Source organism: Bacillus cereus group sp. MYBK95-2 (assembly GCF_051915225.1).
Lineage (GTDB): Bacteria > Bacillota > Bacilli > Bacillales > Bacillaceae_G > Bacillus_A > Bacillus_A cereus.
The window spans coordinates 96,051-121,665 of the sequence record NZ_JBQAEH010000008.1; the positions used below are offsets into that span (position 1 = coordinate 96,051).

The following is a 25,615-nucleotide window of genomic DNA, read 5'->3' on the forward strand; positions in this document are numbered from 1 at the left end:
CGTTGAAATGTGAATTACATACATTACTTTTAAGTAAAAATAAATCGCCTTTAAAAAGGCGATTTATTTTCATTATATATTTTTGATAAATAAGTACTTGTTTACTAAAAACATTCTAAATCAGCGTGTTTCTTTGTCTCTTCTTCTAAGACCTAATAATCCTGCTAGTCCTAATAAACCAAGCCAAGCCCAATTATTATTTTTATCACGATTATCATTTAAATCATTTGTTGTATTTACATTTCGAGTTCTTACATCATTATTAACTCTGTCTAAGTTATTGTCATTTACTCGAGTTGAAATATCAGTGTTATTAACTCTATTCATATTATTTCCATCGTATTCAGCTTGCGTAGATGTACCTAAAAACATAATAGATAGTGCTAAAACACTTAAGATAGATGATAATTTCTTTTTCATAACAATCCCTCCTTTCTTAATCATTAATTTCTCCGAAGCATGTGTGTATTATTCATTTCACAATATCTAAACCCTCATTAATAGGGCGCACATTTATAGAAAATAGAGTTGAATGATTGTTAATATATCATTGGATATATATTTCTCATAAAAATAACTGAATCAAACTTTGCTTAAAATGTTAATCTTAGTACAATTTATATTATACGGGCTAGCAATAAGGAGGTAATAAGATGCGACAATTTGCAAAACCTACAATCGTCGTAAGTAAATGTTTAGAATTTGATGCTTGTCGTTATAATGGAGAGATGATTCCAGATGTAACAATACGAAATTTGCAGCCATTTGTTACATTTATACCTGTTTGTCCAGAAGTGGAGATTGGATTGGGGACTCCTCGTGAAACGATACGAATTGTAGAAGAAAATGGTGAGAATAGACTTGTGCAACCGTCGACACGAGAAGATGTAACTGAAAAAATGGAGCAGTTTTCAAATGACTTTTTACAAACGATACCGGATGTGGATGGTTTTATTTTAAAGAATCGTTCACCAAGTTGTGGTACGCGTGATGTGAAAATTTATTCTGGTTTTGAAAAAGCGCCAGCAAAGGGAAAAGGAGCTGGCTTATTCGGCGGAGCAGTAGTAAAAAAATTTTCGCATCTTCCTATTGAAGAGGAAGGTAGATTGTCGAATTTTATTATTAGAGAGCATTTCTTTACAAGGTTATTTACAATCGCATATTACAAAATGATTAAACACAATAAAAATATGAAAGAACTTGTATCGTTTCAGTCGGACAATAAATATTTATTTATGGCATATAATCAGGTGAAACAAAAGGAATTAGGTCGTATAATTGCAAATCAAAAAAATGAAAAGATTGAAGTGGTATTTGAAAACTATGAGAAGACTTTATATGAATTATTTATGCGTGCGCCCCGTTATACATCGAATGTAAATGTATGCGAGCACATTTTTGGATATTTTAAAACAAAGTTAAAAAAACAAGAAAAAGATCATTTTATAGAACTGTTACAAAAGTATGCAGAAAAGAAAATACCACTTAGTAGTTTACTTACAATATTAAAATCATGGGCTATTCGATTTGATGAAAAGTATTTATTAAGACAAACGTATTTCGAACCATACCCTGAAGCATTAGTAGAAATTTCTGATTCGGGAAAAGGTAGAGATTATTAAACAATAAATTACATAATTCGACACAAAATCTCCTATGTTGTTGTAGAACAATGTAGGAATTTTTTTGTGCATTAGTACAGAATCTGTTTTAAAATTAAGTTATGACAGAATTGTAGCAATTGTCTAACTAATATTCTTGTCTTTTAAGTTGTTATGTTTGTAGTAGAAACTCGCACGCTGTCGAAACTCAATATTCGATAAGGGGTGTGTAGCGGAATGGAATTTACTCTAACTCGCGAAAAACAAATGATTAAAGAAATGGTACGTGACTTTGCTGAAAAGGAAATCGCACCGAAAGCTGTATATTATGACAAAACTGCAGAGTTTCCATATGAAACATTTCAAAAAATGGGCGAACTAGGATTATTAGGCATCCCATTCCCAGAAGAGTATGGAGGTTCAGGTGGCGATACGGTATCGTATGCGTTAGCAGTTGAAGAAATTGGTCGCGCTTGTGGTGGCACCGGTTTAAGCTATGCTGCAACAATTTCATTAGGTGCTTCTCCAATTTATTATTTCGGTACAGAAGAACAAAAACAAAAGTATTTAGTTCCGATGGCGTCAGGTAAAACATTAGGTGCCTTCGGATTAACGGAGCCGAATGCTGGATCAGATGCAGGTGGTACTCAAACGAAAGCGGTATTAGATGGTGATGAGTATGTAATCAGTGGTGAGAAGTGTTGGATTACAAACGCAGAGTATGCAAATACAATTATTGTAACCGCTGTCAACGGTATTGAAGAGAATGGTAGAAAACGTATTTCTGCATTTATCGTGCCTACTACGAGTGAAGGATTAACGATTTCAAGTCCTTACGATAAGATGGGTGTTCGCGCTTCTAATACTTGTGAAATCGTACTTGATGGCGTTCGTGTACCGAAAGAAAATATTCTTGGTGATGTAAATAAAGGCTTTAAACAATTTTTATATACACTTGATGGAGGGCGTATTTCAATCGCAGCATTGGCAGTTGGTATTGCGCAATCAGCCTTTGAACGTGCATTACAATATGCGAAAGAACGTCAACAATTTGGAAAGTCAATCTCTAATTTCCAAGCGATTCAATTTAAATTAGCTGATATGGCGACTGAAGTAGAGCTAGCACGCAATTTAGTACATAAAGCAGCTTGGTTAAAAGATAACGATAAACCTTTCGGCAAAGAAGCGGCAATGGCAAAACTATTTGCATCGGAAGCAGCAAGCCGTATTGCGAATCAAGCAGTACAGATTCATGGTGGATATGGTTATATGCGTGAATATGAAGTTGAACGACATATTCGTGATGCGAAACTATTAGAAATTGGTGAAGGAACTTCTGAAATTCAACGTCTCGTAATTGCTAGACATTTAGGATGTAGATAAAAGGGAGGAATCACTATGTTTCAAAAAATATTAATTGCGAATCGCGGGGAAATCGCTGTTCGTATTATGAAAACTTGTCAAAAACTTGGCATTCGCACTGTTGCTATTTATTCTGAAGCAGATGAAAATGCCCTTCATGTGAAAATGGCAAATGAAGCTTACTTAGTAGGTGGACCGCGTGTTCAAGAAAGCTATTTAAACCTTGAAAAAATTATTGAAATAGCTAAGAAGACAAATGCAGAAGCCATTCATCCGGGTTATGGTTTATTATCAGAGAATCCGTCTTTTCCGGTTCGCTGCAAAGAAGAAGGAATCGTATTTATCGGTCCTTCAGAAGAAATCATTACGAAGATGGGAAGTAAAATTGAATCACGTATCGCAATGCAAGCAGCAGATGTCCCAGTAGTCCCAGGTATTACTACAAATATTGAAACTGCTGAAGAAGCAATTGAAATTGCAAAACAAATTGGTTATCCATTAATGCTTAAGGCATCCGCAGGCGGCGGAGGCATTGGTATGCAGTTGATGGAAACTGAGCAAACGCTCACCAAAGCGTTTGAAAGTAATAAAACAAGAGCGCAAAACTTCTTCGGTAACGGGGAAATGTATTTAGAGCGATATATAGCAGATGCGCATCATATTGAAATTCAGCTTTTAGCAGATACACATGGTAACACAGTGTATTTATGGGAGCGTGAATGTTCGGTACAGCGCCGAAATCAAAAAGTAATCGAAGAAGCACCTTCACCATTTTTAGATGAAGGTACACGAAAGGCGATGGGAGAAGTTGCTGTACAAGCTGCCAAAGCACTTGGCTATACAAATGCAGGTACAGTTGAGTTTCTTGTAGATAATCAGAAAAATTTCTATTTCTTAGAAATGAATACGAGATTACAAGTAGAGCATCCAGTGACAGAAGAAATTACGGGATTAGACCTTGTAGAACAGCAACTCCTTATCGCAAGTGGAGAGAAACTATCATTTACTCAGGATGATGTAAAACGTAGTGGTCATGCCATTGAAGCTCGTATTTATGCAGAGGATCCGAAAACATTCTTCCCGTCACCTGGGAAAATTACAGATTTAACATTACCGTCAAATGTACGAATTGATCACTTCTTAGAAAATCATGTAACGATTACACCTTTCTATGATCCAATGATTGCGAAAGTCATTGCACATGGCGAGACTCGTGAAGAAGCAATTTCGAAATTACATGATGCTCTAGAAGAATTAAAAGTAGAAGGTATTAAAACGAACACGCCAATGCTACTGCAAGTTTTGGAAGACGAAGTGTTCAAAGCGGGTATTTATACAACGGGTTTTGTAACGAAACAACTCGTTAAAAAATAAGATCTAACAATATTAAGGGGGAAAAAATGATGACGAAAGTATACGCATCGATGGCAGGAAACGTTTGGAAGATTGTTGTAGGAGTAGGAGATACAGTAGAGGAAGAGCAGGATGTCGTCATTTTAGAATCTATGAAAATGGAAATTCCAATCATTTCAGAAGAAGCCGGCACAGTTATGAAAATTAATGTGCAAGAAGGCGATTTTGTAAATGAAGGAGATGTATTATTAGAAATTGAATAGGGAGATATAGGGGGAAGCGAATTGAAACTACCTAATTTTGCTGTCATTAAAGAAGTAGGACCACGTGATGGTTTACAAAATGAAAAAAAGATTGTTGGCACAAAAGATAAAGTAAAATGGATTCAACTACTTACAGAAGCAGGATTGTCGTATGTTGAAGTTTCCTCATTCGTTCACCCAAAATGGGTCCCAGCATTAGCGGATGCAAATGATGTGTTTTCTGAGCTGAAAAGGGATCCAAATGTTACATATGCTGCGCTTGTTCCGAACCAAAATGGTTTGGAACGAGCTTTTTTGCAAAATGTAGATGAGGTGAATGTTTTTTTATCAGCAAGTGAATCTCATAATAAAAGTAATATTAATAAATCGATTAAAGAAGCGTTAGTTGTAATCGAAGATATAACAAAACAGGCATTATTCGAAGGGAAAAAGGTAAGAGGTTATGTTTCTACTGTATTTGGATGTCCTTATGAAGGGGATATAAGTGTCACAGCAGTTGACGAATTATGTAATCAACTATTTTCATACGGCATTTATGAAGTTTCTCTTGGGGATACAATCGGTGTAGCGAATCCATTACAAGTAGAACAAGTATTAGAACATCTATTAAAGAAGTATGATGCTTCGCAGTTTGCCATGCATTTTCATAATACGTATGGAATGGCTCTAGCAAATGTAGTTAAATCATTAGAATACGGTATTACAACATTTGATAGTTCTTGTGGTGGACTCGGGGGCTGCCCTTATGCACCAGGAGCATCAGGTAATGTTGCTACTGATGACCTAGTACATATGCTCCATAAATTAGGAGTTCAAACGAATATAGACGAAGAAAAGTTATTGCGAGCTAGTCAATTTATTCAAAGTAAGCTAAATATCCAATTACCGAGTCATGTGTATAGAGCGCTTCAACATAAAACGATAAGTAGGTGAGAAGATGCTACAATTACAAAACATTTCAGTTGATTATGTAACACCTCACGTTGTAAAGATTTCGTTATATCGTGAAAGACAAGCAAACTCATTATCTTTAGCGTTATTAGAAGAGTTACAAAACATATTAACTCAAATAAGTGAAGAGTCCAATACGCGTGTAGTTATTCTAACAGGTGCTGGTGAAAAAGCATTTTGTGCTGGTGCTGATTTAAAAGAACGTGCTGGTATGAATGAGGAACAAGTTCGCCATGCTGTTAGTATGATTCGCACGACTATGGAGATGGTTGAACAATTACCACAGCCAGTTATTGCTGCTATAAATGGAATCGCACTTGGTGGTGGTACGGAATTAAGTTTAGCTTGTGATTTTAGAATTGCTGCTGAATCTGCAAGTCTTGGTCTTACTGAAACGACACTTGCAATTATACCAGGAGCGGGTGGTACACAGCGCTTACCGAGATTAATTGGTGTTGGTAGAGCGAAAGAATTAATTTATACAGGTAGACGTATTTCAGCGCAAGAAGCAAAAGAATATGGTTTAGTAGAATTTGTTGTACCAGCTAATTTACTTGAAGAGAAAGCGATTGAAATAGCAGAGAAAATTGCTAGTAATGGACCTATTGCTGTTCGATTAGCAAAAGAGGCAATTTCAAATGGTATTCAAGTTGATTTACATACCGGATTACAAATGGAAAAACAAGCGTATGAAGGTGTAATCCATACGAAAGATAGATTAGAAGGATTACAAGCATTCAAGGAAAAACGCACACCAACGTATAAGGGGGAGTAAATATGTTAGATCAAAAACAACAATCTAATTCATTTGAAGAACGAGTTGAAACGATTAAACAAGGCGGCGCACCAAAGTATCATGAACAAAATAAAGCAAAAGGAAAATTATTTGTTCGAGATCGTTTAGCGCTTCTATTTGATAATGGCGAATATGTAGAAGATGCATTATTTGCTAACTGTGAACAAACAGGCTTACCTGCGGACGGCGTTGTAACGGCAACGGGTAAAATACATGGTCGTACTGCATGTGTAATGGCCAATGATTCTACTGTAAAAGCTGGATCATGGGGATCACGCACAGTTGAAAAGATTTTACGTATTCAAGAAACAGCTGAAAAACTACGTGTTCCGTTATTTTATTTAGTCGACTCTGCTGGAGCGCGCATTACAGATCAAGTAGAAATGTTCCCAGGGCGCCGTGGTGCAGGAAGAATCTTCTATAATCAAGTGAAATTATCAGGTAAAGTTCCTCAAGTATGCTTATTATTTGGACCTTCTGCAGCTGGTGGTGCCTATATTCCAGCCTTTTGCGACGTTGTAATGATGGTAGAAGGAAATGCATCTATGTATTTAGGATCTCCTCGTATGGCTGAGATGGTTATCGGTGAGAAGGTAACTTTAGAAGAGATGGGCGGAGCTCGTATGCATTGCTCTGTATCAGGATGCGGAGATGTTTTATGCAAGACAGAAGAAGATGCGATTACACAAGCAAGACAATACATTTCATATTTTCCAAATAACTACTTAGAAAAGACTCCATTGGTTACACCTCAAGAACCGAAACAATTCGATAAAACGTTAGAACAAATCATTCCAGAAAATCAAAATGCTCCTTTCAATATGAAAGATCTCATTAATAGAGTTATTGATGAAGGTTCATTCTATGAAGTAAAAAAATTATTTGCTCAAGAGCTAATTACAGGCTTAGCACGTATTGATGGTAAGCCTGTTGGTATTATTGCAAATCAGCCGCGTATGAAGGGCGGCGTATTATTCCATGATTCAGCTGATAAAGCTGCTAAGTTTATTAATTTATGTGATGCATATCATATTCCATTATTATTCCTTGCGGATGTACCAGGATTTATGATTGGAACAAAAGTAGAGCGTGCTGGTATTATTCGCCATGGTGCAAAAATGATTTCTGCAATGAGTGAAGCAACTGTACCGAAGATTTCTATCGTTGTTCGTAAAGCATATGGTGCTGGTTTATATGCGATGGCAGGTCCAGCATTTGAACCAGATTGTTGCCTGGCATTACCGACAGCCTCTATTGCGGTAATGGGTCCAGAAGCTGCGGTTAATGCTGTATATGCAAATAAAATTGCAGCTTTACCAGAAGAAGAGCGTGCTAGCTTCATTGCTGAAAAACGTGAAGAGTATAAGAAAGATATTGATATTTATCATTTAGCATCAGAGATGGTGATTGATGGTATTGTTCATCCAAACAATTTACGTGAAGAATTAAAAGGACGTTTCGAAATGTATATGAGTAAATATCAAGTATTCACGGATCGTAAACATCCTGTATATCCAGTTTAAAAGCCCTATTTAGGGCTTTCTTGCTCAAAAAGTTAAGGAGGGGAAAACATTGAAACAAGCAGTTTGGTTTCCAACAGAAGAGTACAAGGAAAAAACACGTTTATATGGTTGGATGAAATCATTGGGATATGAAGATTATGAAACTTTTTATAATAAATCTATCGAGGAAACAGCTTGGTTTTGGGGAGAGGCAGAAAAGGCAGTAGGCTATCAATGGATGAAACCTTATACAGACGTGTTAGATTTAGAAAATGGTACACCGTTTGCACAGTGGTATAATGGCGGAACATGTAACGTTGTAGAATCAGCTTTATCCCGCTGGCTTGCGGATGAAGACACGAGAATACAGCCAGCACTTCAGTACGAAGGGGAAAATGGAACTTCAAAATCATTTACATATGAAGAGCTTGACAACTGGGTAAGTCGTGTTGCAAATGGTTTGAAACACGCGGGTATTGAGAAAGGTGACCGTGTAACAATTTATATGCCGATGATTCCAGAAACAGTTGTTGCGATGCTAGCTGTAATGAAAATCGGAGCAATTATTTCACCAATATTCTCAGGCTTTGCGTCTGATGCAGTCATGACACGTGTGCAAGCGGCAGGTTCAAAAATGATTATTACCGCAGATGGATTTTCACGCCGCGGTAAAATTGTTTCTTTAAAAGATGAAGTAGATAAAGCTTGTGAGTATTGCCCAACTGTTGAAAAAGTTGTTATCGTTCGTCATGCAGGAAATGATTTTACACCACATAACTATGATTTTTCGTGGAGTACGCTAGAAAAAGAAAAACCATTCATACATGCCGAGGAAATGCAAAGTGATGATCCATTAATGCTCATTTATACATCAGGAACGACTGGTAAGCCGAAAGGAACAGTACACACGCATGCAGGATTTCCTTTGAAAGCAGCTTTTGATGCAGGATTTGGAATGAATATTAAACAAGGTGATCGTGTATTATGGGTAACTGATATGGGCTGGATGATGGGGCCGTTTCTATTATTCGGTTCACTCATTAATGGAGCAACGATGGTTATGTACGAAGGTGTTCCAGACTTCCCAGAAGCAGACCGGTTATGGGAGACAGTTGATAAATATGAGATTACTCATCTAGGTATTTCGCCAACGTTAATCCGAGCATTGATGGCAAAAGGTGATGAGTATGTCAATAAACATTCTTTAAAGAGTTTGGAAGTATTCGCATCAACAGGAGAACCTTGGAATCCTGATCCATGGATGTGGCTGTTTGAAACAGTTGGAAAAGGAAATGTCCCAATCTGTAACTACTCAGGTGGAACTGAAATCTCTGGTGGGATTTTCGGTAATGTTCTTATTAAGCCAATAGCACCGATTAGTTTTAACGCATCTTTACCAGGAATGGCAGCTGTCGTACTGGATGATCAAGGTAAACCAATTCGAGATGAAGTCGGAGAATTATGCTTAGAGAAACCTTGGGTAGGTATGACGAAAAGCTTCTGGGAAGATGATGAACGTTACGTAAACACATATTGGTCGCGTTTTGAAAATAAATGGGTCCACGGTGACTGGGTCATTTACGATGGTGAACAATATATCATCACAGGGCGTTCAGACGATACGTTAAATATTGCAGGTAAACGTATTGGACCTGCTGAATATGAATCTATTCTTGTGAAACATAACGATGTAATCGAAGCTGCTGCAATTGGTGTACCTGACGAAGTAAAAGGTGAAGTTTGTCATTGTTTTGTAGTGTTAAGAGATCATGTAACATTCACAGGAGAATTAAAGAAAGAATTAATGAGTTTAGTAAACTCTCATATTGGAAAAGCGTTGTGTCCTAAAGACATCCACGTTGTAGAAGATTTACCGAAAACACGTAATTCTAAAGTAATGCGCCGTGTTATTAAAGCAGCTTACTTAGGAAAAGAATTAGGTGATTTATCATCGCTTGTAAATCCTGAAGTAGTTCCGTTTATTCAGGGGTTACAGTCTAGTAAATTATAAAGTTAGAAAGGATCTCTATATAAATAGAGATCCTTTTTTTTATGTTTATAAAAAGAAAAGAAGTGAATTTGATGAAGAAGAAAAATTTTACTATTAGTGTTAAGTATGTTTTTTAGTTTTAATCAAAATACGATATTATGGAATGTCTATTCAATGTAGAAATACTAATTTACAACAACAAGGTGATGACAAAGCGTGACTGCTTATATGTCTGTTTAAACCTTTACGTGTTAATATATAAAAAGCTGACTATAAGCAGTCAGCTTTTTATATATTACATTCTAGTATTTGCCGGGCAGTAATGCCCCCATCTAAAAATTCAGCAAAAGCAAGGAAGTAGGTGAGGGATCAACTTTCCGGAAAAGCCCGATTGGTTCCAAAAGACATATTCTTTCCTTTACGTTGACATTAAAAATATTACCAATTTTTTCTTTTACAAAGGCAACAAATAAAGAAACATTTACAACGACACTTATTTCGTTTAGAACTCCAATCATCATCACGATGACACTTTTCTTTAGATTTCCACCAATCATCATTACAATGTTTTTCCTGAGAACTCCAATCGTCATCACAATGACACTTTTCTTTAGATTTCCACCAATCATCATTACAATGCTTTTTCTGAGAACTCCAATTATCATCACAATGATGCTTTTCTTTAGATTTCCACCAATCATCACAACAATGCTTTTTCTGAGAACTCCAGCAATCATTTTTCCAGGACATTTATTTCTACCTCCTTTCAATAGTGTTCATATTATTCTATGTTTTAATAAAAAAATGGCTTGTTTATTAACCTACTATTTTATCTTTATATGATAGAGTGTCTTCTACTCGATATAGAATTCATACAAACTATGCTAATTTTTAAGAGAAAGTGGAGAGAACTACTACTAGTTATGGTATTTTTCAATAAACACTTGTTGAAGAAAATGTTCTGATTACAAATAATATCTTATTTTCGAGTACGCTTTTTAAATGTATATTTCACAATGAAAAATGGGAAATCCACAAATAAAGTCTATGTATATGTGAGTTAATGGGGAAATCTAGTGTGTTTTTAAGGGGCGTCTTATTTAAAAGAAAAAAGGTTTGTTTTAGAAAGTGGTGTCTAAACATTAAATGGAGTAGGACTAAATTCACGGCCGCTCATTAAAAAGCTTTTAATTAGGAGAAGTCTGTTTTTATAATGAATAATGAAAAGAAAGTTTGGTACAATTGTTTGTTTTTTTCTTTTTATGTGTTTGCCTCGTACCCTTTTAAGCTAGTGGACATACTTTACTAATAGAAAGGATTAGGGGGTGAGGTATTGGGTTCTCGATTTAATAATTGTAAAAAGAAGTGTACATGTAAACAAGATGATTGTTGGGAAGTATTCGAAGAGTGTAAAAAAGAACAGCATGAGAAATGTGATAATTCTTGTGTACAAGGAATTAGAGATGAACTTAAGAAATTAATTAATCGAACAGTTCAAATTAATACAGAGGGACGTACTTATGTAGGTACTGTTTCGTCTGTAAGTTGTGATGTAGTTAGGCTTGCGGCTATTCCTGGATCGGTTGGAGTAATTATTTCCATTTGCAAAATTGAAGCAATTTTCCCACCGGTTACAACGGTTACTGCTGACTTTGATTTTAATGGTATTGATGTAGCAAACAAAGCATAATTATGCTGCTTTTTTGTAAAGCCATTCACATGAATGGCTTTATTTTAATTTTATATAAAAGGAGAATATATTCTTTATATAGAAATAAGTTTGAGGTTATAAAGCATGATGTACGAAAGGAGCAAGGAAGTGATTAAACTAGAAAGCTTTAAGAAATCTGATTTTAAACAATTAATAAATTGGATTAATTCCGAAGAATTTCTAATACAATGGTCAGGAAATGCATTCACATTTCCTTTAGATGAACAGCAATTAGAGAAGTATATAGAAAGTGCAAATACACTCGCTTTCAAAGTGGTAGATGAAGAGACTTCAGACGTTATTGGACATATTTCGCTTGGCCAAATAGATAATATTAATAAGTCCGCTAGAATTGGAAAAGTATTAGTTGGTAATACGAAGATGAGAGGACATTCTATAGGAAAACATATGATGAAAGCAGTACTTCATATTGCTTTTGACGAATTAAAACTACATAGAGTAACTCTTGGTGTGTATGATTTTAATACATCGGCCATTTCATGTTACGAAAAAATAGGGTTTGTAAAAGAAGGCTTATTAAGAGAGTCAAAAAGAGTAGGAGAAACGTATTGGAATTTATGGGAAATGAGTATGTTAGAATATGAATGGAAGAAGTAGCAACGATAGTAATTTATAATTATGTTATGTTAATAAAGGGGTTTGGTGGGTATAGTGGATAATAAAACAAAAATAATTTCAATTGCAGCTGTTTCGGGAGGAGGTAAAACTACAATTACAGAAAGATTAAAGCATAAGTTTAAAAACTCAAAAGCTCTATATTTTGATAGTTATACATTTGATAACTCTCCTGCTGATATTTGTAAATGGATTGATGATGGGGCGAATTACGACGAGTGGGTATTAACACCATTAATTCATGATATTGAGCAACTTATACAAAATAATACCTTAGACTATATTATTGTAGATTATCCTTTTGCATACTTAAATAGTGAGATGCGAAAATTCATTGATGTAACTATATTTATTGATACGCCTTTAGATATTGCGATGGCTAGAAGGATTTTGCGAGATTTTAAGGAAGGTACAATAGATGAAATACATAATGATTTGGAACATTACATGACATATGCGAGAAAAGCTTATTTAGAGGCAATTCATACTGTTAAGCCGAATTCAGATATCATATTGGATGGTTCTTTATCTGTAAGTGAAATAATTAATCACGCTGTAGAGGAACTTGGCCGAAGAGAAGTGATTGTCAATGGTTAAATGTATAACAGATGCTGTTAGGTGGATAATTGAAGTAAGAGAGAGATAAATGTGTACACTTTATTTCAATATAATTGGCAAGTAAGAGATGATTGGTTTAAGTGGTGTGAACAACTTTCAGAGGAAGATTTACTTTGCAAACTGGGGGTATGTTAGAAACATTATTTCATATTGTAGATGTAGAGTATAGTTGGATTAGTGCTCTTCAAGGATAAGAAGATAGAGAACCGCAATTTAAAGATTATCAATCGATTCAAAAAGTGAAAGCGTTATCTGATTTATATAAACGAGAACTTGAAGTTTTTTTTGCAGTCATGATCATCTAGCCTAGAATGCTAGCACACTTAAAATAAGCCGTATAAAAAGTTAATCATTGTGTGCTTTGATTATATAACGTCGGCGAAATAAATAGTGTGAGGGACAGCTATTCTAACAAGTATTTTATGTAACGTTCGTATATTTAAATTTTCTTGTAATTAATCGAATTCTAATTTTTTAGAAACGGATAATGAGGTATGGGTGGAGCTCTTTTTTATTGAATAAAATGGGTTAATTTTTCGGATTTTCATTACAATATAAAAAATAAAATTTAAATTTTGTTTGTTTTTAAGAAAAGGTGAGAAGAAAATAAAAAAAGAGGGCTAATGCCCTCTTTTTTTATTAATTTGGTAATTAATCACAGATTGGTATCCCAAGCACTCTTAGAGCTAATGCTACTTGAAGGGAAATCTCTAATCTAGCAATTTCAATACCAGCTACTGAAAGAACTAAAAAAGGTTGTCCGTTTACAAATACAACGCAACTATCCATAGTTAAGCCTCCTTTCTAGTAATCTACTATAGTATATGAGTAGAACTTTAAAGTGTAATAGTTCAATTGTTGGATTTAATAGAATTAATAGAATTAATAGATTAACCCATTTAAACTAAACAAACGAACACAACGAAAGGAAACAGAGATGGATGTATGCCTCAAAAAACATAGGTTTTAAGACATGTAATGGGATATTAAATTTATCATATTGGTCAGTTATCTATATGGGCGAGGGAGTTAAACTTGCAACCTGTTTCAGCAAATTTGATTGGAAGAGGATGATAGAATTAAAAACCGACTTGCATCTCAAGCGCAAGTCGGTTCTATATATAAGAAGATTTCTTAATTGAAATCCTCGGATTTTTTCTGACGTATATGTAAAAACATTAAGGTGGTAATGATTAAAAAAATCATTATAGTTTGTATAATTAAATTTTTAAACTGAAGCAATATTGTCCAAGATGTAAGGGCGTCTTTAAAAGCTTGGAGTGCAGAGTACGAGGAAGGATCAAAACCATACTGTAGCAACTTTTTTGTTTCAATAAATGAAATGTTTTCTTCATCTGCATCTAATATTACTGAAATTAGTCTAGTATCTCCAAGTTTTGCTGTACTGACAAAACTATAATTACCGTTAGTTGAAAAACTAGTTTGTAAGCCATCAACACCTTGAAGTTTAATGTTTTCATTAAGGGAATATATCATTTTATTCGTATTGAAAACCTGGGAATCTTTGAAGGTAAATTGGTAAGAGGTTAGTTTCGTAATATTCAATACATCTGGAAAATCTTTTACTAATTTAGCTGCTAGTTTAGCTGCGTCTATCGCTGTTGTAGTTGATTGTTTATTTGTATTATTATTAATTCCAGTAGAGTTTAGAAATGGAGATGGTTGTAATAACTTTAGTTCTTTTGCTTTTTTATTCATTAATACTGTAAAGTTATCTTCATTTCCAGCAATGTGTTCTGCTAGAGCGAGTGCAGAACGATTATTCCCTGCCAGTAGCAATGCATGAAGTAAATCACGAACCGTTGTTTTATCATTCGATGTTACTTGTATAGGGCTTGTTTCTACTCGGAAAACTTCGTTACTTATTTGTACGAAGTCATCTAACTGTATCTTTTTATCATTTAGTTGCTCCAATACGATATATTCTGTCATTAATTTAGATAAAGCAGCTGATTGTACTGGGGTTTCTTCATTTTTTTTATAAACAATTTCACCTGAATTAGCATTTATTAAAATAGCTGATTTAGCTTGAATAATCGGACCATTTACATAAAGATAAAAATATAAAACGATAAGTGCAGTAATAAAAAAAGATAATAATAAAATAGCGAATTTCTTTAAGAATTGCATAAGCGATCCTCCTATTATGACATCAATAATAGTATTGTAAAAAGGAATGCTTAATTAGGAAGAAAGAAAAGGTAAAGAATTTCTAAAGAATTATAAAGGATTATTAAATTTAGGGTAATTATGGAAAAAGTTCAATTTCTTATATGGTAAGAAATTGAACTTTTTATTTGTAATATTAACATTTGTATGGGAGTAGTTTTACAGTGAATGTTGTTTTTTCGTCATCACTATATACTTCAATTGTTCCTTTATGCAATTCGACTATACTTTTTGCAATTGCTAATCCAAGTCCAGATCCACCAGTGTTTGTAGAGCGAGATTTCTCAACGCGATAAAAACGTTCAAAAATATGAGGTAAATCCGTACTAGGAATAGGTTGTCCGTAATTTGTTATATCAATTGTAATCATATTATTACTTTCATAAGCAGTAAGGTCAATATAGCGACCTTCGCTTCCATAAGCGATAGCGTTTATAATAAGATTTTCAAACACACGCACTAATTTGTCACCATCAGCTAATACCATGAGCTTTTGAGACGGGAAAGAAGGCCGACATTCTATATTAGCTTCTTGAACCTGTATGCGGAATTGAACAGTTAATTGTCCAAGTAACTCTACAATATCAATAGGAACAGAATACAAGCTTAATTCTTTATTTTGAACACGTGTATATTCGAACAAGTCATTCATTAATGCATTAAGACGAGTTACTTTATCGTAAATGACTTGAATATAGTATCGCAATTCCACTTCATCTCTATAATTATCATGATGGATTAAATTTACGTATCCAACTATAGAAGTAAGGGGAGTGCGTAAGTCATGTGATACATTTGTAATAAGTTCACTTTTTGCTTGTTCCGCTTGTCTTTCTTCATCAATTGAGACTTTTAATTGTTCAACAATTTCATTGACCCCGATTGCTAATTCTTCTAGATAATTATGATTTACAATAGAAACTTTATGATTGAAGTTTCCATTTGCAATATAACGAATTTCTTCTATCATTTTTTTTATACAAGTTTCATAATAAAGTTTTTTCTCGTGACGATAAAAAATGTAAAGATAGGATGAAAAAATAGAAAATAAAAACAAATAAGATACAATCATCATCCATAAAGACTCTTTAATCCCTTTATACTTTTCATAACCAAAAATTCGAATGAATTCTTTACCGAGTTCGGTTAGAGTAAGTGAACTTTCAATTACACTCGTAACGAGGCGATAAATAATTAGTTCAGTAATAGGAGTGAGTGTGATAGCTAATAAAAGCCAAAAAATAAGTTTCCATTTAGGAATATCTTTTAATATATCAAATGCTTCATTTCTCAATTTTATAGCCAACTCCCCAAACAGTATGAATAAATTTTTCTCCATTTATTACTGTTTCAAGTTTATCTCGTAAGTTGCTAATATGGACCATTACCGTCTTATTTGAACCATAACCATCTTCATTCCAAACGCGTTCGAAAATTTCTTCTGAACTAAATACTCTTCCTGTATTACTCGCAAGTAAATATAAAATATCGAATTCAATAGAGGTTAGTTTAATGTACTCTCCATTTACTTTAACTGTATGATTATGTTTGTGTATTTCAACAGAGCGAATACGAATAATACCATCTTCATTCTTTTGCGAAGTAGCATTTTGGAAAGAGGATCTTCGTAATAAAGCTTTCACTCTAGCTACTAATTCTAATGGATTGAATGGTTTGATCATATAATCATCAGCACCTGTCATAAGGCCTAATATTTTATCCATATCTTCTGCTTTTGCACTAAGCATTAGAATTGGTACAGTATTATTTTCACGCACTTCCTGACAAACTTCTAATCCGTTTCGTTTTGGCATCATAATATCCAAAATCATAAGGTCAACTTCATATGTAGAAACCTTTTGCAATGCTTCATCGCCATCATAAGCTTTATAAATGTTATAGCCTTCATTTCGCAAATAAACAGCAAGTAATTCAACAATTTCTTTATCATCATCAATAATTAATATATTTTTATTCATTGTGTAGTTCCTTTCCTTACAAATCATCAACATTACTATAATATCAAACATTTATGTACTTGTAGCGATGATTCTGTATAAAATTTCATGTAACGTATTAAAAAGGAGTAAAAAGATTAATAACGAATATAAAATAACAAGGATATTTAGATTCTACATTATAATGAAAGTTAGTTATAAGGGGGATTTTCTATGTTATGTAATGATATATATTCATTTACTCCAACTGGAAAAATAGACAATGATATTAAAGCTTTTCTACTAAAATATAATAAAGAGTTTACATATAAACATTCAATTCGTGTGGAAAATGAGGCAAAAAAGATTGCAGAAAAGTTTCACGTAGATAAAGAAAAAGCAGCAATTGCAGGATATTTACATGATATTAGTGGCATTTTTCCAAACGAGGAGCGGATTGCAGTTGCTGAAGAATTTGGTGTAGAAATAGTGGAAGCGGAAAGAAAGTTTCCTATGATTATTCATCAAAAATTATCGAGGGTAATCGCAAAAGCAATATTTAAAGTCGAAGATGAAGAGATTTTAAATGCAATTTGTTGCCATACAACGTTGCGTAAACATGCAACGAAGATGGATTTAGTATTATTTGTTGCAGATAAAATAGAATGGGATCAAAAAGGGACACCACCATATTTAATAGAAATAAAAAAAGAATTGGGAAAATCTTTGGAAAAAGCAGCTTTTGTATATATGTCATATTTGTGGGAAAGGAAAGATACATTGAAAGTTATACATCCGTGGCTAGAAGAAGCATATTGGGATTTAAAAAGAATTGTACAGTAGAAAGGACAAGGAAATGCAATTAAAAGAATATATGAATCAAACATTTCCAGGAGTTACATTAGGACCCTACTTATATTCTCAGTGGGAAAATCATTTACATTTTGATTTCGGAAAAGATAAATATCAAATTGTAGAAGGAACCGACGATTTAAATATGGAATACTTTTCTCAACTTTGAAGACATATTTTCAAAAGAAGATGTAGTGTTTGTAGTGACAAATGTTTATAGATTTAAAAAGGAAAACATAAAAACTTCACAGAAAATAAATATATACAATAAATATATTAAGAAAAGAGATTTAAGATTTCATATAAGATAAGAAACGTTACCGTTTTTATTTGAAGATGAAGAAGCAGATTTATCCCGCTATTTGCCTGGCAGTAAGACCCCCCACTGATTAAAGTTTCACTTTATATTGTACATATCAATTTTCTTTTAAATGTCTTGCGGAAGATATTAAATATGAACCGCTGATACAAGCTGCTAATCATGAGGATTTTTCTGATCTGTATCTTCGATTTGGACGAAAAAAAGAAATCTCTTATCCAGATGTATTTCTCATAAATGCAAAGAAAGATATTGTGATGTTTATGTATGATGATAGAGGATGTGAAGTAATTGCGAAGAATAAAGAAATAATACGAGATTCATATAAGAAATACAAAGAATGGATTCCAGATTATGAACGAGAAAGTATAGATAACTTATTTAAATGACAATAGGGGAAGTGAAGCGTGTAATGAAACGTATTGCAATTGTATCTGCATGGGAACCAGAACTGACGTATTTGCATCAACATTATCCGAGTGAACGTGTTGAAAAAAGAGCAGCTTGGGAATTTCATTTTCATACTATTAATGAGCTGGAAATTATATCAGTTGTTACTGGTGTCGGTAAAGTAAGCTGCGCTAGTTGTGTACAATTGTTAATTAGTGAGTTTCAGCCAGATGAGTTGTTTATGACAGGAATATGCGGAAGTTTATCAAACAAGGTGAAAAACGGTCATATTGTAGTGGCACTAAACGCAATACAACACGATGTTACTGCAGCTGGCTCAGGGGAAGATGTTTTTAATTTATATAACGGTAGAACAGCACCTATTGAAACAACAAAATCACTTGTAAGAAGAATAAAAAAAATACGATCATATGATCCAATACATTTCGGTACATTTTTATCCGGAGATCAACGTATTCGTAGTTCAGAAATGAGATATTTACTCCATACCGTATATGGAGCATTGGCAGTTGATCAAGAAGTAGCAGCTTTCGCCTATGTGTGTCAAATAAATAAAAAACCATTTCTCTGTTTAAAAGCTGCTTCAGATCAAGCAAATGATAAAACGAAAGAAGAACAAAAAATCTTTAAAATGCTAGCATGCGAAAGAGCATGTGAGCATTTAATTGCTTTTTTACGTGTTTATGAGATTAATGTAGTAAATAATAGATAGTTAGAGGGTTTTAACATAAGTAATTGGAGGCATAATTATATTATGATTCAATATAAAAGGTGTAGTGATGTAAATATTGATTTAGTATATGAAGCTTTTAAAGTTGGATTTTCAGATTACATTATTAAAATGGAAGTTTCAAAAGGGGATTTTATACAACGTTTTTTGGGACCAGAAGGTAATTTGCTAGAACATTCTTTTCTTGCTTTAGAAGAAGGCAAATCTGTTGGCGTAATACTAGGTGGTATAAAGGATTATGAAAGTATAAAGACTATGCGCTGCGGAACATTAGCGGTTCATCCTAATTACCGCGGTATTGGTGTGAGTCAAAAATTATTTGAACTGCATAAAGAAGAGGCGATTCAACATGGATGTAAGCAACTTTTTCTCGAAGTCATTGTAGGAAACGACCGAGCGATTCATTTTTATAATAAGTTGGGCTATGAAAAAGTGTACGATCTTTCTTATTATAATTTAAATGATTTGACTAAAATAATGAATAAAGATTGTAAAGATATTGAAGTAAAACAATTAGAATTTCCAACTTTTAAAGATGAAATTCAGAAATGGTTAAACTTCCATATAAATTGGCAAAATGATATTGATTATATTAAAAAAACAAATAATGTATTTTATGGTGTATATGTCGATAATGACTTAAAAGGCTCTCTATGCGTAAATGAACAAGGTAAAATTAGTTTTATTTTCGTAGACAAAGGTTATAGAAATATTGGTGTTGGGATGAAATTATTACAAGTAGCAAGAGAAGAATTACATTTATCAAGTTTATCAATTGGGTTTCCTAACAATAATTTATTAGAGGGTTTTTTTAAGAAATGTGGATTTGAAAAGAATTCTTTAGCGCAATATGAAATGTATTTATTACTCTAAGAGCGGAAAGATTTATTCTTTTCGTTTTTTATTTTGCTGTTATGTTGGTAAATGCTCCGCAATTATAATTTATAATGAGAGGGATTTTGTTTATCCTTAAGTTATTTTTTTAATTGTCAATTTCTTGCTAATAATTTTCTTTGTATAATATTCTAATTTTATGTAGAATAGATACGATGGGAGGGGATGAAATGAATAATGGATTAAAGTTTAAGATTTTTGAATTGCATTGTCTCGTTCAAAAGACTTATTCTGATATTAAAATAGCATGTGATATTGCTATTTATCAAGAAAACACTTCTAAATATTTAATTTCATTAGGATTTTTAAATAAATCATATATGACTTATATAGAAGCAAAAAGATTCTATCGCGAAAATGAAGAGCTTGTAAGTGTAGAATTTGATAATTTTTTTGATATGTATGATAAATTAGAAAACGAATTAAAACAAGTTATTTCAACTGAAGATAAAAATCCTTCATTGCTACATAGCAGACTTGATCAGTTTCAGCAGAAAGTTGAAAATATAAATGACCTAATAAAAGTATTGCAAAATGCTCGTTAATGAATGCTTTTTTCTTTTTTGTATAGAAATTATGTATTAAAAACATTTTAAGGATATTACATATTGAAGAGGTGGCTTTTGTAGATTACAAAAGTCATCTTTTTATGTTAGGAATAGATTGTATACATTTTAGCAGTTTTATATAAATAATAGAAATTTATACGAGGTAAATATCATGGGAAATAAAAAAGAAATAGCTATAGTTGCATTAACAACAGGATTCGTTTTAACAAGTGTAACACCATATGGAGTAGGTCATGCAGAGGAACCTGGTCAAATGCAAGTTGAAATTCAAGAGGATTCGTTCCGTACAGGTGATCTTACACAACCATCAAAAAAGGCGCCAGAGAATGTAGTGAAAGATGCACTTAAGGAAAATACGGAGCATGCTTTGTCTCCAAAACAAGTTAGTGCAGAAACAGGAGTAGATTACAAGGTTCTTCAAAAACGTGGTTCTTATGATGGAACTACACTTGTGCGCATGCAACAAATATATGAAGGAAAAGAAGTGTATGGCCACCAGTTGACTGCTCACGTAGATAAAAAAGGTATTATTAAAAGCATTTCAGGAGCTAGCGCACAAAATTTAACACAAGAAGATTTAAAGAAACCTATTAATTTATCAAAAGAAGAAGCGAAACAATATATTTATAAAAAGTACGGAAACGACATTAAATTTATTTCTGAACCAGAAGTTAAGGCGGTTATTTTTGTTGATGAAAATCATGGGCAGGCTAGCAATGCATATCAAGTTACATTTGCTGCTACAACACCAAATTATGTATCTGGAACTTATTTAGTGAATGCCCATAATGGCGATATGTTAAAAGATATGGTACAAGAATCAAGTTTGAAAATAAGTGAAGAGTATGTTGAATCCGTTAAGGAAAATAAAACTAGCAATTTCACATCATTAACTGGAACAGGAAAAGATGATTTAGGCGTAACTCGTACATTTGGTATTTCTAAACAGACCAGTGGGAATTATGCGCTTGCTGATTACACAAGAGGGCAAGGAATTGAGACATATGATGTAAATTATAGAGATATTACAAATGAAGAAAGTTATTATCCTGGCATACTAGCAACTAGCGCTTCAACAACATTTAATGATCCAAAGGCGGTAAGCGCCCATTTCTTAGCAACAAAGGTATATGATTTTTATAAAGAAAAATATAAGCGTAATAGTTTTGATAATAAAGGAAAAAAAGTAGTTTCAGTGGTACATGCATGGGATTCTGGAGGAACAAATGATCCTGAAAATTGGGAGAATGCATTTAGTACTAATATTAATAACATTAGTATGCTTTTATATGGAGATCCTATGGTAAGAGCGTTCGATATAGCCGGTCATGAATTTACACATGCAGTTACATCAAGTGAATCTAACCTTGAATTTTCAGGAGAATCTGGGGCAATTAACGAGGCATTATCGGATATTATGGGAACGGCTATAGAGAAATACATAAATAATGGGGAATTTAACTGGACAATAGGAGAACAAACTGGATCGACTTTTCGTAATATGAAAAATCCAACTGCAATTAATTTTTCAGAAGGACTACCGTATCCCGATGATTATAGTAAATATAATGATTTAAATGGAGAGGATTATGGAGGCGTACATTTTAATTCAAGTATTATTAATAAAGTTGCGTATTTAATTGCACAAGGTGGTACTCATAACGGTGTAAATGTAAATGGTATTGGTGAAGATAAAATGTTTGATATTTTCTATTATGCAAATACTGATGAATTAAACATGACTTCTAATTTCTCTGAATTGAAATTGGCATGCCTTAAAGTCGCAGCTAATAAATATGGAACGAACTCAATTGAAGTTCAAGCAGTCCAAAATGCTTTTGATGCGGCAAAAATTACAGGAACGGTGAAAGAAAACGAAAAAACAGCAGAAAACCAAGCTCCAGAGTTAACTGTACCGTTTACGATTACACTACGTGTAGGTGATACGTTTGATCCAATGAGAAATGTAAAAGCTGTTGATAAAGAAGATGGTGATTTAACAAATAAAGTAAAGCATAAAGGCGATGTAGATACTTCAAAACCAGGTACATACATTGTGGAATACTTGGTCGTTGATTCCCAAGGGAGAACTACAACGGCTACACAGACTGTAATTGTAGAGGGAAATGGAGAAATATTAGATTTAGAACCTAAATTAACAGTGCCTGTTGGAGCGACAATGCATGTAGGAGATTCATTCGATCCAATGATAAAAGTAAAAGCTATTGATAAAGAAGACGGCGATCTTACTTCTAAAGTAAAAGTTGATGGTGGAGTAGATACATCTAAAGTCGGTACTTACGTATTAACGTACACGGTTACAGATTCTAAAGGTCATGAAGTAACGGCGAAACAAACTGTAACAGTTAAAGTTAGAGAAGAAGTTAAAAATGATAAACCAATACTAAAAGTACCTGCTACAACTTCAATTACTGAGGGTGATCAATTTGATCCGTTGGTAGGGGTATCAGCTACTGATAAAGAGGACGGTGACCTTACTTCTAAAATAGCGTATGAAGGAACTATAGATACAACTAAAGCTGGTACTTATGAAATAATATATAGTGTCAAAGATTCCATGGGTAATGACGTAAATACAATACAAAAAGTATTAGTGAAAGATAAAGAAACTAGCAAAGCTAATGGCCTTGCTAATAAGGCAAATAAGAGTAATATCTCTAACAACAGTAATAGCGATAAAAAAGAATATACATATAAGGAGCTTCCAAAGACGGGTGTAAGTACAACTAACAGTGCAGCAATCGGCATATTGATGATTATTACAGGCACAGTACTCACTTTTGTTCACAAATTTAGAAAGATACAAAAATAATAGTAGGGATCATTCGTTTGAAGAAAAGAGTTCATTATCCAGAAGAAATAAAGTAGAAAGTAAGTAAAACAAAATATGGATTTTTTACTTAATAAGATTTTAGTAGTTAAGCGGTGCATTTGGCTTCTATAAAAATTTGTAGTTGGATCATGTTATGTCTACAAAACTACATTATATAAAAAACACGTTATTATTCTCATTAAAATAAAAGAATAGTAACGTGTTTTTTGGTTTGGAAAAAGCATAAATCCTATAGTTCATGAATCTGGGGGTGCTTCTAATCTGCCATTGATGAGTTACTGAAAACATTTTGTTTTAATGGAAGTTTCACTCTAAATGACAACATGAGATTTTCGATATTTACCAGGTGTTTCATTGGTGAATTTTTTGAAAATTTTAGTAAAATAACTTTGATCGCTAAAATTAAGCGAAGCGCATATGTCTGATAAGGGATAGGTGGTGAAAGTTAATAATTTCTTTGCTTCTTCGACTCGTTCACGTTGAATGTACTCAATTAATGAAATACCAACCTCTTTTTTAAATAATATAGATAAATAATCTGAATTCACATTTGCAAATTTAGCAAGTTGTTTAACAGATATTGGATTGTAAATATTTTTAAAAATATAGTTTTTGCAAATAGCAATAGTCTGTGAATGTTGCTGTGTTTTTTGTGCCTTTACACGGTCTGCAAAGGTGCAAAAAGCATTTTTTAATAAATTCCAAACAGATTCTTTGTCTTTTAAATCTTCTGTTCTTTGAATATGTAAATCATAAATTTTGTAAGCAATCCCAGATGGAAGTCCCCCTTTTATCGCATATCTAGTTGCGAGCGTGATGGATGAAATACAAATGTTTTTATGACGTCTTAATTGATGGAATGAAGATAAAGATGAAAGAGTCTCTTGTTGGAATTCGTAATAATATTTGAGTACGGTTTCTTTATCCCCGTTTTCTATAGACCCAAGTAGTTGCTGCTCTATATATAAATTATGATAAATGGATTCGTCTTTTTGCATTGAAATATATACATCTTCGTTTAAGATTCTGCTATGACTTATATGAAGTGAGTCACTGTTATTTGAAAAGGTACTTACATCTGAATTTTTTTTATAGAGAATGTTATAGAACAATATTGCTATATTTACAAAAAAATTTTGATCTTTGACTGACAATGAAAAATAATGGTCTCTTGTTCTTTTATAATTTGGAATAAAATTAAGGTTACTATCCGCTTTACTTGTAGAAAAATTTACATGTGCCAAGGGCCCAATAATAACAGTACCGTTCACCATATAATCGCTCTTTATGTGAATTAAAATAAAGTGCCCTAGATGTTCGTGAGTTCTGAAGATGGGGGAATTATATGTATCATTTCTCTGAAAAAGCACATGTAACTGTTCTATTTTTGATGTATACAACGAGTGTGAATCATTTTTTGATGAGAATTCTAAAAGAATATTTTTGTTACAATCTAAAAAACAAACTGGAATTTCAAAAGATTGGAAAAACATATTGCAAATGTACTCTATCTCAACTAGACTGAGCTTTTTAGTCATATTCTTCCTCCTTACAGTTATGCGTCATAGTTAAATAAACATATATTCCTTTTTTCATAAGTAGAAACGGAAAACTTTTATTAATAAAAAAATATAAATAAAAGTTATAAACTTCTAAGAATAATACCATAATTTAACATGGATAGCACATATTATTTGAATATACAGGTAATAGTTTTGAACAGTAGCGTAAAATATCAATCGTCACACTTATTTGTTGGTTATTACTTATATGTATCAAAAAATGATTAAGATTGGATTTTAAAGAGGGATAGGAAGGGAGAAATGAATGGATTGACAGTAAGTGATTAGTCGAAATTAGCAGTGCAAGCTATTATGTAACAAATGTAATGATTTTTGAAGTAGAGATATAAGTGTAATTTAGGGGGGAATTACATATATCATGTGGAGAGACGACGTAATAATAGAAGATAAGAAAAGTGAATAAGTGATTGTAAACAATGGATTGTTGGACGGCTATGTTTTATGTTATTTGTTTAAATCTAATACTTGGCACACTATTGCTTGTAAGAAGGTA

Annotated in this window: 23 protein-coding genes and 3 pseudogenes; 19 read left to right on the forward strand and 7 right to left on the reverse strand. The window is 33.1% G+C overall.

Annotation, left to right across the window (positions count from 1 at the left end; translation table 11 throughout):
• Nucleotides 1-120: 120 nt before the first annotated feature.
• Nucleotides 121-420, reverse strand: coding sequence for a WGxxGxxG family protein (locus ACTFN4_RS23050; protein ID WP_000728157.1), 300 nt, complete (start codon nucleotides 418-420; stop codon nucleotides 121-123).
• Nucleotides 421-653: 233 nt separating this feature from the next.
• Here ACTFN4_RS23050 and ACTFN4_RS23055 point away from each other — a divergent pair, with 233 nt between their 5' ends.
• From ACTFN4_RS23055 to ACTFN4_RS23090, 8 genes are all read left to right on the forward strand, one after another.
• Complete coding sequence (locus tag ACTFN4_RS23055; RefSeq protein WP_001248638.1) at nucleotides 654-1,622, forward strand: YbgA family protein; 969 nt, start codon at nucleotides 654-656, stop codon at nucleotides 1,620-1,622.
• A gap of 216 nt (nucleotides 1,623-1,838) precedes the next feature.
• Entirely contained in the window at nucleotides 1,839-2,984 is a 1,146-nt protein-coding gene (locus ACTFN4_RS23060; protein ID WP_000397279.1) for an acyl-CoA dehydrogenase, read from the forward strand.
• Nucleotides 2,985-2,999: 15 nt separating this feature from the next.
• Complete coding sequence (locus ACTFN4_RS23065) at nucleotides 3,000-4,337, forward strand: acetyl-CoA carboxylase biotin carboxylase subunit (protein WP_000486749.1); 1,338 nt, start codon at nucleotides 3,000-3,002, stop codon at nucleotides 4,335-4,337.
• Between the two features lie 26 nt (nucleotides 4,338-4,363).
• Nucleotides 4,364-4,579, forward strand: a complete 216-nt coding sequence (locus ACTFN4_RS23070) for an acetyl-CoA carboxylase biotin carboxyl carrier protein subunit (RefSeq protein ID WP_001987345.1) — start codon at nucleotides 4,364-4,366, stop codon at nucleotides 4,577-4,579.
• Between the two features lie 21 nt (nucleotides 4,580-4,600).
• Nucleotides 4,601-5,512 (forward strand): hydroxymethylglutaryl-CoA lyase, encoded by a 912-nt coding sequence (mvaB, locus tag ACTFN4_RS23075; protein WP_000775436.1) that lies wholly within the window; start codon nucleotides 4,601-4,603, stop codon nucleotides 5,510-5,512.
• Between the two features lie 4 nt (nucleotides 5,513-5,516).
• Nucleotides 5,517-6,305, forward strand: coding sequence for an enoyl-CoA hydratase (locus tag ACTFN4_RS23080; RefSeq protein WP_000939818.1), 789 nt, complete (start codon nucleotides 5,517-5,519; stop codon nucleotides 6,303-6,305).
• Nucleotides 6,306-6,307: 2 nt separating this feature from the next.
• Nucleotides 6,308-7,849, forward strand: coding sequence for an acyl-CoA carboxylase subunit beta (locus ACTFN4_RS23085; RefSeq protein ID WP_000886744.1), 1,542 nt, complete (start codon nucleotides 6,308-6,310; stop codon nucleotides 7,847-7,849).
• Between the two features lie 49 nt (nucleotides 7,850-7,898).
• Nucleotides 7,899-9,839, forward strand: a complete 1,941-nt coding sequence (locus ACTFN4_RS23090; protein WP_211478126.1) for an AMP-binding protein — start codon at nucleotides 7,899-7,901, stop codon at nucleotides 9,837-9,839.
• Between the two features lie 311 nt (nucleotides 9,840-10,150).
• Here the strand turns inward: ACTFN4_RS23090 and ACTFN4_RS23095 are convergent, their stop codons facing one another.
• Nucleotides 10,151-10,588, reverse strand: coding sequence for a hypothetical protein (locus ACTFN4_RS23095; RefSeq protein WP_439962843.1), 438 nt, complete (start codon nucleotides 10,586-10,588; stop codon nucleotides 10,151-10,153).
• Nucleotides 10,589-11,151: 563 nt separating this feature from the next.
• Between ACTFN4_RS23095 and ACTFN4_RS23100 the strand changes: the two genes are divergently transcribed.
• The 4 genes and pseudogenes from ACTFN4_RS23100 to ACTFN4_RS23115 all read left to right on the forward strand — a co-directional run.
• On the forward strand, nucleotides 11,152-11,508 hold the full coding sequence (locus ACTFN4_RS23100) for a hypothetical protein (RefSeq protein ID WP_000535577.1): 357 nt from the start codon (nucleotides 11,152-11,154) through the stop codon (nucleotides 11,506-11,508).
• A 105-nt stretch (nucleotides 11,509-11,613) separates the two neighbouring features.
• A complete protein-coding gene (locus tag ACTFN4_RS23105) occupies nucleotides 11,614-12,147 on the forward strand; it encodes a GNAT family N-acetyltransferase (RefSeq protein ID WP_439962844.1) in 534 nt (177 codons plus the stop codon).
• A 45-nt stretch (nucleotides 12,148-12,192) separates the two neighbouring features.
• A complete protein-coding gene (locus tag ACTFN4_RS23110; protein ID WP_000513268.1) occupies nucleotides 12,193-12,762 on the forward strand; it encodes an AAA family ATPase in 570 nt (189 codons plus the stop codon).
• A gap of 51 nt (nucleotides 12,763-12,813) precedes the next feature.
• Nucleotides 12,814-13,076: pseudogene (locus ACTFN4_RS23115) on the forward strand (DinB family protein); the annotation flags it as partial.
• Nucleotides 13,077-13,434: 358 nt separating this feature from the next.
• On the opposite strand, the gene ACTFN4_RS23120 reads toward ACTFN4_RS23115, so the two are convergent.
• Nucleotides 13,435-13,572, reverse strand: a complete 138-nt coding sequence (locus tag ACTFN4_RS23120) for a DUF3956 domain-containing protein (RefSeq protein ID WP_000376554.1) — start codon at nucleotides 13,570-13,572, stop codon at nucleotides 13,435-13,437.
• A 201-nt stretch (nucleotides 13,573-13,773) separates the two neighbouring features.
• Between ACTFN4_RS23120 and ACTFN4_RS23125 the strand changes: the two are divergent.
• Nucleotides 13,774-13,857, forward strand: a pseudogene (locus tag ACTFN4_RS23125) (DinB family protein); the annotation flags it as partial.
• A gap of 60 nt (nucleotides 13,858-13,917) precedes the next feature.
• On the opposite strand, the gene ACTFN4_RS23130 reads toward ACTFN4_RS23125, so the two are convergent.
• The 3 genes from ACTFN4_RS23130 to ACTFN4_RS23140 all read right to left on the reverse strand — a co-directional run bounded on the left by ACTFN4_RS23130 (nucleotide 13,918) and on the right by ACTFN4_RS23140 (nucleotide 16,952).
• Nucleotides 13,918-14,934, reverse strand: a complete 1,017-nt coding sequence (locus ACTFN4_RS23130) for a D-alanyl-D-alanine carboxypeptidase family protein (protein ID WP_063245762.1) — start codon at nucleotides 14,932-14,934, stop codon at nucleotides 13,918-13,920.
• A gap of 175 nt (nucleotides 14,935-15,109) precedes the next feature.
• Nucleotides 15,110-16,267, reverse strand: coding sequence for a sensor histidine kinase (locus ACTFN4_RS23135; protein WP_001243312.1), 1,158 nt, complete (start codon nucleotides 16,265-16,267; stop codon nucleotides 15,110-15,112).
• Entirely contained in the window at nucleotides 16,257-16,952 is a 696-nt protein-coding gene (locus ACTFN4_RS23140; protein ID WP_001038807.1) for a response regulator transcription factor, read from the reverse strand. Before ACTFN4_RS23140 ends, ACTFN4_RS23135 begins: the two co-directional genes overlap by 11 nt.
• A gap of 192 nt (nucleotides 16,953-17,144) precedes the next feature.
• Here ACTFN4_RS23140 and yqeK point away from each other — a divergent pair, with 192 nt between their 5' ends.
• The 6 genes and pseudogenes from yqeK to ACTFN4_RS23170 all read left to right on the forward strand — a co-directional run bounded on the left by yqeK (nucleotide 17,145) and on the right by ACTFN4_RS23170 (nucleotide 23,518).
• On the forward strand, nucleotides 17,145-17,753 hold the full coding sequence (yqeK, locus tag ACTFN4_RS23145) for a bis(5'-nucleosyl)-tetraphosphatase (symmetrical) YqeK (RefSeq protein WP_439962845.1): 609 nt from the start codon (nucleotides 17,145-17,147) through the stop codon (nucleotides 17,751-17,753).
• A gap of 13 nt (nucleotides 17,754-17,766) precedes the next feature.
• Nucleotides 17,767-18,470, forward strand: a pseudogene (locus ACTFN4_RS23150) (DUF3885 domain-containing protein).
• Nucleotides 18,467-19,204, forward strand: a complete 738-nt coding sequence (mtnN, locus tag ACTFN4_RS23155; RefSeq protein ID WP_000151939.1) for a 5'-methylthioadenosine/S-adenosylhomocysteine nucleosidase — start codon at nucleotides 18,467-18,469, stop codon at nucleotides 19,202-19,204. The pseudogene ACTFN4_RS23150 and the gene mtnN overlap by 4 nt, the downstream one beginning before the upstream one ends.
• A 42-nt stretch (nucleotides 19,205-19,246) precedes the next feature.
• Nucleotides 19,247-20,095, forward strand: a complete 849-nt coding sequence (locus ACTFN4_RS23160; RefSeq protein ID WP_439962846.1) for a GNAT family N-acetyltransferase — start codon at nucleotides 19,247-19,249, stop codon at nucleotides 20,093-20,095.
• A gap of 191 nt (nucleotides 20,096-20,286) precedes the next feature.
• A complete protein-coding gene (locus ACTFN4_RS23165) occupies nucleotides 20,287-20,661 on the forward strand; it encodes a hypothetical protein (protein WP_001059022.1) in 375 nt (124 codons plus the stop codon).
• A 175-nt stretch (nucleotides 20,662-20,836) separates the two neighbouring features.
• Nucleotides 20,837-23,518: a M4 family metallopeptidase gene (locus ACTFN4_RS23170; RefSeq protein ID WP_439962847.1), complete on the forward strand. Its 2,682-nt coding sequence runs from the start codon at nucleotides 20,837-20,839 to the stop codon at nucleotides 23,516-23,518.
• A 332-nt stretch (nucleotides 23,519-23,850) separates the two neighbouring features.
• Here the strand turns inward: ACTFN4_RS23170 and ACTFN4_RS23175 are convergent, their stop codons facing one another.
• Nucleotides 23,851-25,077 carry a helix-turn-helix domain-containing protein gene (locus ACTFN4_RS23175; protein ID WP_439962848.1) on the reverse strand — a complete coding sequence of 409 codons (1,227 nt, stop codon included), beginning with the start codon at nucleotides 25,075-25,077 and terminating at the stop codon, nucleotides 23,851-23,853.
• Nucleotides 25,078-25,615: the final 538 nt, after the last annotated feature.